The organism is Rahnella sp. ATs2, from assembly GCF_051851855.1.
GTDB lineage: Bacteria > Pseudomonadota > Gammaproteobacteria > Enterobacterales > Enterobacteriaceae > Rahnella > Rahnella variigena.
In genome coordinates this window covers 299,217-310,577 of sequence record NZ_JBLYPL010000003.1, presented here as the reverse complement: position 1 = coordinate 310,577, position 11,361 = coordinate 299,217, and the positions used below count along the sequence as shown (strand labels likewise).

The 11,361-nt window shown below is 49.2% G+C and carries 9 protein-coding genes; 4 read left to right on the top strand and 5 right to left on the bottom strand.

Annotated elements, in window-relative coordinates:
• Positions 1–871 precede the first annotated feature (871 nt).
• The gene (locus ACJY2G_RS04545) at positions 872–2,416 is read right to left on the bottom strand and encodes a PLP-dependent aminotransferase family protein (RefSeq protein WP_430319426.1); all 1,545 of its coding nucleotides are present in this window, start codon (positions 2,414–2,416) and stop codon (positions 872–874) included.
• 146 nt (positions 2,417–2,562) lie between these two features.
• Between ACJY2G_RS04545 and ACJY2G_RS04540 the strand changes: the two genes are divergently transcribed.
• Both ACJY2G_RS04540 and ACJY2G_RS04535 read left to right on the top strand, forming a co-directional pair.
• Complete coding sequence (locus tag ACJY2G_RS04540; protein WP_113876593.1) at positions 2,563–3,831, top strand: 4-aminobutyrate--2-oxoglutarate transaminase; 1,269 nt, start codon at positions 2,563–2,565, stop codon at positions 3,829–3,831.
• Positions 3,832–3,839: 8 nt separating this feature from the next.
• Positions 3,840–5,294 carry an NAD-dependent succinate-semialdehyde dehydrogenase gene (locus tag ACJY2G_RS04535; RefSeq protein WP_430319427.1) on the top strand — a complete coding sequence of 485 codons (1,455 nt, stop codon included), beginning with the start codon at positions 3,840–3,842 and terminating at the stop codon, positions 5,292–5,294.
• A gap of 28 nt (positions 5,295–5,322) precedes the next feature.
• On the opposite strand, the gene ACJY2G_RS04530 is transcribed toward ACJY2G_RS04535, so the two are convergent.
• The 4 genes from ACJY2G_RS04530 to ACJY2G_RS04515 all read right to left on the bottom strand — a co-directional run bounded on the left by ACJY2G_RS04530 (position 5,323) and on the right by ACJY2G_RS04515 (position 8,661).
• Positions 5,323–6,351 (bottom strand): type II toxin-antitoxin system HipA family toxin, encoded by a 1,029-nt coding sequence (locus ACJY2G_RS04530; RefSeq protein ID WP_430319428.1) that lies wholly within the window; start codon positions 6,349–6,351, stop codon positions 5,323–5,325.
• Entirely contained in the window at positions 6,348–6,659 is a 312-nt protein-coding gene (locus tag ACJY2G_RS04525) for a HipA N-terminal domain-containing protein (RefSeq protein ID WP_430319429.1), read from the bottom strand. Before ACJY2G_RS04525 ends, ACJY2G_RS04530 begins: the two co-directional genes overlap by 4 nt.
• Positions 6,644–6,937, bottom strand: coding sequence for a helix-turn-helix domain-containing protein (locus tag ACJY2G_RS04520; protein ID WP_113876596.1), 294 nt, complete (start codon positions 6,935–6,937; stop codon positions 6,644–6,646). The genes ACJY2G_RS04525 and ACJY2G_RS04520 overlap by 16 nt, the downstream gene beginning before the upstream one ends.
• Positions 6,938–7,149: 212 nt before the next feature.
• Positions 7,150–8,661: a sugar porter family MFS transporter gene (locus ACJY2G_RS04515; RefSeq protein ID WP_430319430.1), complete on the bottom strand. Its 1,512-nt coding sequence runs from the start codon at positions 8,659–8,661 to the stop codon at positions 7,150–7,152.
• Positions 8,662–8,967: 306 nt separating this feature from the next.
• On the opposite strand from ACJY2G_RS04515, the gene fabV reads away from it, so the two are divergent.
• Together fabV and ACJY2G_RS04505 are read left to right on the top strand one after the other, a co-directional pair.
• Positions 8,968–10,164, top strand: coding sequence for an enoyl-ACP reductase FabV (gene fabV, locus ACJY2G_RS04510; RefSeq protein WP_159281698.1), 1,197 nt, complete (start codon positions 8,968–8,970; stop codon positions 10,162–10,164).
• Between the two features lie 282 nt (positions 10,165–10,446).
• On the top strand, positions 10,447–11,283 hold the full coding sequence (locus ACJY2G_RS04505; protein WP_439291400.1) for a haloacid dehalogenase-like hydrolase: 837 nt from the start codon (positions 10,447–10,449) through the stop codon (positions 11,281–11,283).
• Positions 11,284–11,361 lie beyond the last annotated feature (78 nt).

Sequence of the window (11,361 nt, the reverse complement as noted above, 5' to 3'; positions counted from 1 at the left end):
CACCATCTCACCATCTCACCATCTCACCATCTCACCATCTCACCATCTCACCATCTTATGCTCCTGAGATAACATCACATGAGCTAGCGGATTTCAGGATTCAAGAAGTGCCAGGATTCCAGGATTAATATTTAAAATATCCGGTTCGGAACGCTGATAGCATACCCGGATTCTAACCTCTCAGAATCACAAGATACTTAAATCTCATTCTGAGATGATCGAATCCTGTAATCTTAACATCCCGTATGAGTGTTTTTGTAGTAGCCAGATTGCGGATAGGATACCGGGATTTCATCATCCTGAGATTATATCAGAATGGGTGATTGCAGGATTATAGGATTATGCGTGTAACTTAAGATTATGAGATTATATAATCATTCTAAGTATATCAATGGTTTAATAATAGATCCCGACTCAATACAAAAGGATTGTAGAATCTCAGGATTATATTGGGATTCCAAGATTATAAGATTTCATGTCCGTATTTCATGATTATGAGATTCTATAGGCGAAGGTGAGGATTATATCATCCTGAGATTAAGAAGGGATTATAGGATGCTAGGATTCTTATCCTGTGATTCTGTGTGGTCAGGATGGGATTATGTAATCACAAGATAATAGGATGTAAGTAGCCGAAATCTCAAGATTCAGAGATTCTGTGATTGTAAAATCCTGGAATTTATATCTTATGATTTCAGGATGCAGGAAGTATCAGGATTCAAAGATTTTTGTCTGATTACAAGATGATGGGATTCAATGATTTTTTGATTGTATGCTCTTAGAATTGTAAAATCACGCAATCACGCAATCACGCAATCACGCAATCACGCAATCACGCAATCACGCAATCACATGATTATGGGATTAATATTTACTGACTTACTTCTGGCCCGGTTGTACCAGCGGAAAGCAACCGACGTCGCAGACACTCGATGATATGCCTGAATGCAGTTTCTATTTCTTCCTCAGGTACACAGCCATAACCGAGCAACAATCCGCGACGCGGAGTCGGGCGCAGATAGTAAGCTGAGAGAGGACGGGTCAAGATATTTAATTGCTCAAGCTCTGCACTCAGCGCAACATCATCAATAGAATCCGGCAGCGAAAGGATCAGATGAAGTCCGGCATTGCTGTCTTCACACAGATATTCTGGTCCAAGTTCCTGTCCAATCATCCGTGTCAGCGCATTTCGGCGTTTACCATAAATCAGCCGCATTTTGCGAATGTGCGCGGCGTAATGTCCTTCGCGAATAAATTCCGCCAGCGTCAGTTGCGTGAGTCCATTTCCCCCGCGGTACAGTTCTGAGTGCGCAATTTTAAGGCGTGATGCCAGCGGGCGGGGCAGAACCATGTAACTGATGCGCATGGCGGGATACAGCGTCTTGCTGAATGTTCCGATGTAAATCACAGGCGCATCGCTACTCAGTCCCTGCAGTGCCGGGATCGGACTGCCCGAGTAACGGAATTCACTGTCGTAGTCATCCTCCACAATCCAGCTGTCTTGCTCACTGGCCATTGCGAGAATTTTTTGGCGCCTTGCCAGACTCATCACCGAGCCGAGTGGATAATGATGTGACGGTGTCACGCATATCAGTTTCGGCACATGGCAATCCGATGGTTTTTTAGACGGATTTTCAGGCGGATTGTTAGGTGGATCCATTCCGTTGTCGTCTACCTGAACCGGCTGAATATCTACGCCATTAATTGTCAGCACATTACGAATTCCCCAGTAGCTCGGCTCTTCAATCCAGGCGGTGTCGCCCGGGTCGCAGAGCATTTTAGCCAGCAGATCCAGCGCCTGATGCGTTCCTGTGGTGATCAGGATCTGGTCAGCAGTGCAATCAACAGAACGTGCAACACGAAGATAATCTGCCAGTGCATGTTGCAGCTGCGGGCATCCGCCGTGGCGGGAATAAGTCAGGAATTCCGGGTGCAGGCGGCGGCTCAGGCGGTTATGAATTTTGCGCCAGATTTCATGTGGAAATTTGGTCACGTCGGGTACGCCCGGCATGAACGCGCCCCATTGTTGCGAGGCAACTCCTGTGCGCGTCAGCAACCGGGTGCCACGTTTGGAAAGCGCAACATGACTGCGAACTGGTGAAAAGTATCGGGCAGTTTTATCGGCAATTACACCGTCCTCGGGCAAATCAGATGTGACGAAAGTCCCACTTCCGGTACGGGTCTGAATATAACCCTCCGCCTGCAATTGGTCATACGCAGCCAGCACCGTATTGCGCGAAATATCCAGTTCTTTTGCAAGATCACGCGAGGCCGGTAAACGGCTGCCTGGTGTGATACTGCCGTCGAAAATTGCCTGTTGTAACGCCTGATATACGCGCTTATTCAGCGTGCCTGTAGACGCGTCGGAAAGGCCGGTCAGGCGTTGCGAAATGAGGTCAGAAAGCAGTGAACGCAAAAGTGGTACCTCAAAATAATTAAAACTGGTTCTGGATTATAGAACCGCTGGCGGGATAAAACACAAGAACGGATTGCTATTTCGACAAATTGTTCATCTTGCAACCGGCAATCTATAAAACATCAACCTTCATGCAGGAGCGAAAGATGAGTCACAGTGAACTGGAAAAACGCCGTAAAGAAGCGACCCCAAGAGGTGTTGGCGTCATGTGTGATTTCTACGCGGCGAAGGCAGAAAACGCCACGCTGTGGGATGAGCAGGGACGGGAATACATCGATTTTACTGCCGGGATTGCTGTGCTGAACACCGGGCATCGTCACCCGAAAATTGTTGAAGCGATCCGCACACAGCTCGACCTTTTCACTCATACGGCCTATCAGATTGTCCCGTACGCCAGCTTTGTGAATCTGGCAGAGCGCATCAATGCGATTGCTCCGGTCAATGGTAAAGCTAAAACGACCTTTTTCAGCACAGGCGCGGAAGCGGTAGAAAACGCGGTGAAAATTGCCCGCGCGGCAACCGGTCGTCCAGGCATTCTGACATTCTCCGGCGCTTTCCACGGACGCACGCTGCTAACTATGGCGCTGACCGGCAAAGTAGTACCTTATAAAGTCGGGTTCGGGCCTTTTCCTGCCTCCGTTTTCCATGCGCAATATCCGAATGCCGTGCATGGCGTTACCACTCAAATGGCACTCGACAGCATCGAACGTATTTTCCGCAGTGATATTAGCCCTTCGCAAGTTGCAGCAATTATGTATGAGCCGGTGCAGGGCGAGGGCGGTTTCAATATTGCGCCGGAAGATTTCGTAAAAGGGCTGCGTGAAATCTGCGACCGCCACGGCATTGTAATGATTGCTGATGAAGTCCAGAGCGGTTTTGCCCGTACCGGCAAAATGTTTGCTTCGGATTATTATCCGGATGCTAAACCAGACATCGTCACGATGGCGAAAAGCCTCGGCGGCGGGATCCCGATATCCGGCGTAACGGGACGCGCTGAGCTGATGGATGCACCTGAGCCGGGAGGATTGGGCGGAACTTACGCAGGTAATCCGCTGGCAGTGGCGTCAGCCCTTGCTGTGCTCGACATCATCGAAGAAGAAAAATTGTGTGACCGTGCCAGCCGGTTAGGAGCGGAACTGGTGGAAGTGCTGGAAAAAGCCAAAACGACATGCCCGGCGCTGGTGGATGTCCGCGCACGCGGGTCGATGGTCGCTGCCGAATTTAACGATCCCGCGACAGGTAAACCATCTGCTGAGCTGACTAAACAGTATCTTCGCAAAGCGCTGGATGCCGGTTTGCTGATGCTGAGCTGCGGCGTACACGGTAACGTGATCCGCTTCCTGTATCCGCTGACCATTCCTGACGCCCAGTTTAAAGACGCACTGGCGATTTTATCCCGCGTTCTGGCTGACTGAGGCAACCGATGCAACTCAAACATCTAAGCCTTCTGCGCCAGCAATGCCTCATTAATGGCGAATGGTATGACAGTGAAAACGGTGAGTTCGACAATGTGATTAATCCGGCAAACGGAGAGGTAATAGGTCGCGTTCCGCAAATCACTACGGCGCAAACGGCGCAGGCCATCGTGTATGCAGAACAGGCGCAGCGCGGTTGGAAAGACAAGACGGCAAAACAACGCGCTGCGCTGATGCAGAAATGGGCTCAGCTGATGCTGGAACACGCTGACGACTTAGCTGCATTGCTGACGGCGGAACAGGGCAAACCGCTGGCGGAAGCGCGGGGCGAAATAGTCTACGCTGCTTCCTTTATCGAATGGTTTGCCGAAGAAGCCAAACGCGTCGAAGGCAGCGTTCTGGCTCCTGTGCAGGCGTCTCAGCGGATGCTGGTTCTGAAACAACCGATCGGCGTATGTGCGGCTATCACACCGTGGAATTTCCCTGCGGCGATGATCACCCGTAAAGCCGCACCGGCGCTGGCTGCGGGGTGCGCAATGATTGTTAAACCAGCCGAACAGACCCCGCTCAGTGCGTTAGCGCTCGGACAACTGGCGATGGAAGCCGGTATTCCGGCAGGCGTTTTGCAGGTGATCACCGGTTCAGCGCAGGCCACGGGCAAGGTGTTGTGCGACAGTCCGGTGGTGCGCAAGCTGAGCTTTACTGGTTCGACTGAAGTGGGGCGCATCCTGATGGCGCAAAGTGCGCCGACGGTGAAAAAACTTTCGCTGGAACTGGGCGGTAACGCGCCCTTTATTGTGTTCGATGACGCCAATCTGGAGCGTGCTGTGGCCGGGATCATGGCCTCGAAGTTCCGTAACAGCGGGCAAACCTGCGTTTGCGCTAACCGAATCTATGTCCAGCAGGGCATTTATCCGGCGCTTATCGCCAGACTGGTCGACGAAGTGGAAAAACTCAACGTGGGTGAAGGCACACAAACCGGCATCACGCAGGGGCCGCTTATCGACCAGGCTGCGGTCAGCAAAGTGCAGGAACATATAGAAGATGCGTTATCGCAAGGCGCCACGTTACTGACCGGGGGGCAGCCGCATGCGTTGGGCGGAACTTTCTTCCAGCCGACAGTTATCGGCAATGTCACCTCAGCGATGAAATTTGCGCGTGAAGAAACCTTTGGTCCGGTAGCACCTGTATTTAGCTTTACCGATGAAGCGCAGGCTGTGGCGATGGCAAACGATACAGAGTTTGGCCTTGCTGCATACATTTTTACCCGCGACGCTGCACGTCAGTGGCGCGTGCCGGAAGCGCTGGAATACGGCATGGTGGGCATTAACACTGGCCTGATTTCCAACGAAGTCGCGCCGTTCGGGGGGATCAAACAATCTGGCCTGGGGCGTGAAGGGTCACGTCACGGGATGGACGATTATCTGGAAATGAAATACTTGTGCATTGAACTGGGTGAATAAGGGAGTTGGAAATTGTTTTCCTGATCGTTCAGGGTAAATCCATCACCTCCAGCAGGTGCATTCTGCGGGAAACATATTCCAGAACTTTGTCACGCTGTTCTTCAGGCATATGACTTTCATGGTAAGTATCAATAATGAGCTGGTGGCTCCTGATGACATCAGCTAACCATTTTCTGGCGAGCGGGTTTTGGATCCCGATCCCTTCACCCAGGGCAACAAAATCAGCGCCGGTATACTCGCCGTAAGGTGAGTCAAGACCCGGGGCGCTATCCTGATCGTTTTCTTCCCTTTCGAGAAGTGGCAACGCGAGATATTCGCCAAACGCTGCGGGGTAAGGAACAACGCTGATAAAGTCATACACAGGAGCAAGTGAAGCTGGACCATTTCTTGGTAGCAAAATGCCAAAATTTCGCAGGTGAAAATCGTTATTACCGAGCACATAGGCGTAAACGATGCGCAGAAAAATATCGCGTTTATTCGTCAGATTATTGCCCAGATTACCCAGCAAAAAACGGGCGGCTCTCTGGTAACTGATCGCTTTTTTATCGTTGATAGTGCCATATTTATCATTAATTCCCATCGCGCCATCGAGCTGTTCCTGATGCGTTCGGTCTTCACCAGTCTGTCCGCGGTCATATCTTCTTATCACGAAGGCCAGTTCACCCTGTTGCGCCTCATCCTCTTTCCGAAAACGGACGAGGCCAAAAGGGGGAACCCTGAATTTGAGGCGAGCCATTACAGTCATTGTCGCGTGTTCATTTTCGGCGAGATGAGGATACTCTTCCGGAGAGGGTTTCAGTATGTACGTCCCATCATTGCTTACCACCCTAAATTCATTATCCTCAATGGCTAATGATAGTTTTGGTTGATAGCCCGATATGCTCATGCCTTTCTGATGCTCTGGCTGTTCCTGAATAAATTGTCTGCGTGTAAAAGGTAAATCTGGCATCATTTTGGGATTTAGGAGTAATTGTTTGATGCCTTTTCTGGAATATCCGCTCCCAATTTCGACACCCTTCAACCGGCTTAAATTGATCAGGCAGTGTTCTGAGTTCATGATTTCCTCTCTTTAATCACGATGGCACCCAGCAAATCATCACCGTTATGCATGAGTAATCCGAATAAGTCCCTTGAGTCGATTTTCTGGATTTCTGAATAGCGCTTGCGCAACCACCCTTCAGGGGCCAATCCTTTGAAGAAAGGATGTAAGTCCTGACTTATGTAAGGCTCTGTTCTGACCGGCATACTGATGGAGAGGGCGGGACCCGCATAGCCGGTGAAATACGAAAATTCATACGTGTTTACAAGCTCACTCAATATGCCGGCGGCTTCATCGTACAACCATACTTCTATTTCTCGAGCCATACATTTATCCCGAGTTCTTTTAGTAAGGCATTGAGATTGATAGTTTTCGAACCCGCAGGGTCTGCAACTATTCTTTTAAAAGTTGATAAAGATACGCCAATTTGCAGAGCCATTTCCTGATAGGTAATGTTTTGTTGTTTCATCTTTTGAATGATGAGTGGTGTCAGCCCGGATGGTTCAAAAGGGAGGCGCTGAACGGCACTTAGCCGTTCAATAAACAACCGCCTTTCATTTTCGGAAAGCTGAGAGAGGAAAGTTTCTACGCTGCTTGGGGTCATATTTGACACTATCAGACTCGGTCGGTGAGAAATTAAGCAAGATATCTCATTATATGCTGGAAAGTGTCATATTTGAACCTTTTGGCGAATAAGGATGCAATTTTAGCATAAGCGCTGTTTAAGCAGGGAAAAGGTCAAATATGACACTTTATTATTAGCATATTTTACCGGTCAGACCAAAGTCTGACCGGTAAGGTTATGACATCACAGCCTTAACTTCTTGCTTCCTGCGGAGCAGGGTCATCCTGTAAGTGCTTTTTGAAGTGTTTCTCAATTTGCTCTAACGTTTTGCCCTGCGTTTCCGGTGCGAAGATGATCGCGAAAATGCCCCCTGCGACACCGATGGCGGCAAAGCAGAAGAAGGACATCGTCAGTCCGATGGTATCCAGCATGATCGGGAACATAAAGGCGATGGAGAAGTTGGTCATCTGCATAGCAAAGACTGATACGCCGTTAGCCATACCGCGGATGCGCATCGGGAACATTTCCGACAGCAGCAGCCAGGTAACAGGCGACAACGCGCCCTGCTGGAAGCAGAGGAAAATCAGCATACCGCCAAGAACCAGATAGCTGCGAACCGCATCGGGATGGCCGTTGACAGTTTCCGGCATCAGCCAGGTGACTAATCCGATGGCAAGCAGAGTCAGGGTACAGCCGATCTGACCGGTCAGCAGCAGCGGACGGCGCCCGAAGCGGCTGAGCAGCATGATGCCCACAAACGTCATGATCACCGAAATCACTCCGTTGGCGATGGTCGCCATCAGAGACGCGTTAGTGCTTAACCCCGTGGCCTGCAACATGGTCGGCGCGTAGAACATGATGGTATTCACGCCGGAGAGTTGTTGCAGCATGGCGATACCAATTCCCAGAAATACCAGGCGTTTCATCCAGACGGAAATAGTCTTCTGGCGGCGGGAATGCTTCTCGCTTTTGGAACTCATAGAACTGCGGATCTCGCTCAGCTCTTTCTCTACTCTGCCTGCTTTACGGGTGCGCTCCAGCACATCACGCGCCTCGCGATAGCGGCCATGCATGGCATACCAGCGCGGCGTGTCAGGCAGGAACAACATACCGACCCATAAAATCACTGCCGGAACACAGGCGACACCCAGCATCCAGCGCCAGGTAGTTTCGCCGCCCCAGACTTCGTTAATGGCCGCATTACTGGTGTAAGCAATCAGCTGGCCGGACACGATCATCAGTTCCTGCAAGGTGACGAACTGCCAGCGGCGGTTAGAAGGCACGATTTCCGCAATATAAATCGGCACAATCGCCGCCGCGCCACCGACGGCCAGCCCGAGAATAAAGCGGAACATAATCATCAGCACGACGTTGGGTGCCATGGCACAACCCAGCGAACCGGCCATGAATATGATTGCCATCACCAGAATGATTTTTTTGCGCCCGAACCGGTCAGCGACCCGACCCGCAAAGATCGCACCGATGGCAGAACCCAGTATCAGGAAGCTGGTGACCATACCGGTGGTCACCGACGTCAGATGCAGATCGTGCTTCATGAACAGCAGCGCGCCCGCAATCACACCTGTATCGTAGCCAAACAATAAACCACCGAGGGTGGCAATAAACGCAATTACTTTTACCAGCGGTTCGGTGGGTTGCGGCGTTTTCTTCGCCTCGCTTTCCTGCCCGCTGTTGAGTTTCTCAGTCACAAGTGCTCCCTGTATTTCATTATTGTTGTCATATTTTTGTGTGATGCAGATCACACAACCTCTAAATCTAACCCATGTTTAGGATTTTGGTAGGCGGCGGGGGAAATTAGTCATGGATTACAACGCAGACACAAAAATTTCGGAAAATACTGAATGCCGCGCAGGAGTGAGACGGGAAGTGCATTACACTTTCTCAAAGAGGATATTGCGGTTCGTTTTTTATCCATTCGGGTAAAATAAGCGCTGTTTTTACTTCAGAGAAGTCTGTTTACGATGGGAAAAAGCAGCAGGTTTTGCCTGAAACGGCGCAAACCTATATTCTATCGGCCAATTTACTGAGACAGTTGCAATGAGGTCTATATGATTATCAAACCACGCATCCGTGGCTTTATCTGTGTTACTGCCCATCCGGAAGGTTGCAAGGCGAACGTTAAAGAACAAATCGACTACGTTACCGCGCAAGGCAAAATCGAAGGCGGTCCGAAAAAAGTCCTGGTGATCGGTGCTTCTACCGGTTACGGCCTCGCTGCCCGCATCTCAGCTGCTTTCGGTTCTGACGCAGCAACGCTGGGCATCTTCTTCGAACGTCCGGGCGATGAATCCAAAACCGCTACCGCAGGCTGGTACAACTCTGCAGCCTTCGAAGAATTTGCGGACGCAAAAGGTCTTTACGCTAAAAGCATCAACGGCGACGCGTTCTCTGATGAAGTGAAGCAAAAGACCATTGAGCTGATCAAACAAGATTTAGGTCAGGTAGATCTGGTGGTTTACAGCCTGGCCGCGCCGCGCCGTACCCATCCGAAAACCGGTGAAGTGTTCAACTCCACCCTGAAACCAATCGGTAAGCAAGTCACCATTCGCGGCATCAATACCGATAAAGAAACCATCAACGAAACCACGCTGGAGCCGGCAACCCCTGAAGAAATCGCGGGCACCGTTGCGGTCATGGGTGGTGAAGACTGGCAGATGTGGATCGACGATCTGAAAGCCGCCGGTGTACTGGCTGAAGGCGCGAAAACCACGGCGTTCACCTATCTGGGTGAAGAAGTGACGCAGGACATCTACTGGAACGGTTCTATCGGTGAAGCGAAGAAGGATCTGGACAAACGTGTTCTGGATATCCGTAGCACACTGGCAGAGCGGGGCGGCGACGCACGCGTTTCTGTACTAAAAGCCGTTGTCACTCAGGCGAGTTCTGCTATCCCTGTGATGCCGCTGTACCTTTCCCTGCTGTTCAAAGTGATGAAAGAGAAGGGCACTCACGAAGGTTGTATCGAGCAGGTTTACGGTCTGTACAAAGACAGCCTGTACGGCGCTGAGCCGCTGGTCGACAACGAAGGCCGTCTGCGCGCTGACCTGAAAGAGATCGCGCCAGAAGTGCAGGCAGAAGTCGGCAAGCTGTGGGATGAAGTCACCAATGACAACATCCCTGAGCTGACAGATTTCGCGGGCTACAAAAGCGAGTTCATGCGTCTGTTCGGCTTTGGCCTGAACGGCGTTGATTACGCAGCCGATACTAATCCAGACGTGAAAATCAAACATCTGATCCAGATGTAATTTGGATTAACGCTTAGATTGCTAAAACCCCACATTCGCTGAGAAGCGGGTGTGGGGTTTTTTGTTAGTTCTATCATATGTTTCATTGCTAACTGATTACGCCGAAAATGGCTCTGTTAGAGGTTCTTTGTTATTTTGGCATTACAATTGTTCAACATATATTATTTAATCAGACTTAAACGTAATGCTTGTACTACGTTGGACCTTAACCTACTTAGAAAGCTAATAATGTCAATTCAACTAAATACGTAGCCATTAAAATTTCTATAGGGAACATAAAAAATGGGCAGTATGAAAATGAAATGTGCGCTGATATACGATTTTGATGGGACTTTGGCTGAGGGGGATTGCGCTCAGCATGGATTAATGCCGGCCTTAGGTATTGAAAATATAGGCGATTTTTGGACTTTGGTTAAAGATAGGGCAAAAAAAGATGATGGTGATGAGATATTATCCTATCTTGGCCTTCTTGCTGAGAAGGCTCATTCTCTAAAGTCTGATGAACTCAGTTATTCTAATCTTGTAAAGCATGGGCAAGCTATTCCTTTATTCCCTGGAGTAGTCGATTGGTTTGGCAGAATCAATGAATATGCCAGGCAATACGATATGGAGATTGACCACTATATAATATCCAGTGGATTAGATGCGATGATTCGCGGGACTGAAATTGGTAAGAGATTTCGTATGATATATGCTTGTAAATATCATTACTCAGAAGACGGGAAGACAGTCCTTTGGCCGGCACAAGCAATAAATTATACTACAAAAACACAATTTTTATTCAGGATAAACAAGGGGATTGATAACTCGTGGGATAATGCTGCTGTTAACAAATTCATTGAGCCAGAATCGCGAGAGGTTCCATTCCAAAAAATGATTTTCTTTGGTGATGGAGATACGGATATTCCATCGATGAAAATGGTCAAACACCAAGGTGGTTTTTCTATAGCAGTATTTGACCAAAATAAATGGAGTGATAGCAGAACTCAGTCAAAAGTAGAAAAACTTATTGCGGAAGAAAGGGCAAATTATGTGGTGCCCGCTGTATATGAAGAGGGTAGCCAATTGGATGTAACGGTGAAAGGCTTGTTGCAGCTATTTAAACGCAAAGGTATTTAACTATCAATCTAGAAAACAGTTACATACTTTTCCTTAGGATAATAATTTTACACCATTTATGGCATCCCGTTTCCTCAT

What these genes read in the sequence shown, in the direction of transcription:
- ACJY2G_RS04540 (WP_113876593.1), top strand. Translation starts at nt 2,563, where the DNA reads ATGAGTCACAGTGAACTGGAAAAACGCCGTAAAGAAGCGACCCCAAGA.
- ACJY2G_RS04535 (WP_430319427.1), top strand. Translation starts at nt 3,840, where the DNA reads ATGCAACTCAAACATCTAAGCCTTCTGCGCCAGCAATGCCTCATTAAT.
- ACJY2G_RS04530 (WP_430319428.1), bottom strand. Translation starts at nt 6,351, where the DNA reads ATGAACTCAGAACACTGCCTGATCAATTTAAGCCGGTTGAAGGGTGTC.
- ACJY2G_RS04525 (WP_430319429.1), bottom strand. Translation starts at nt 6,659, where the DNA reads ATGGCTCGAGAAATAGAAGTATGGTTGTACGATGAAGCCGCCGGCATA.
- ACJY2G_RS04520 (WP_113876596.1), bottom strand. Translation starts at nt 6,937, where the DNA reads ATGACCCCAAGCAGCGTAGAAACTTTCCTCTCTCAGCTTTCCGAAAAT.
- fabV (WP_159281698.1), top strand. Translation starts at nt 8,968, where the DNA reads ATGATTATCAAACCACGCATCCGTGGCTTTATCTGTGTTACTGCCCAT.
- ACJY2G_RS04505 (WP_439291400.1), top strand. Translation starts at nt 10,447, where the DNA reads ATGGGCAGTATGAAAATGAAATGTGCGCTGATATACGATTTTGATGGG.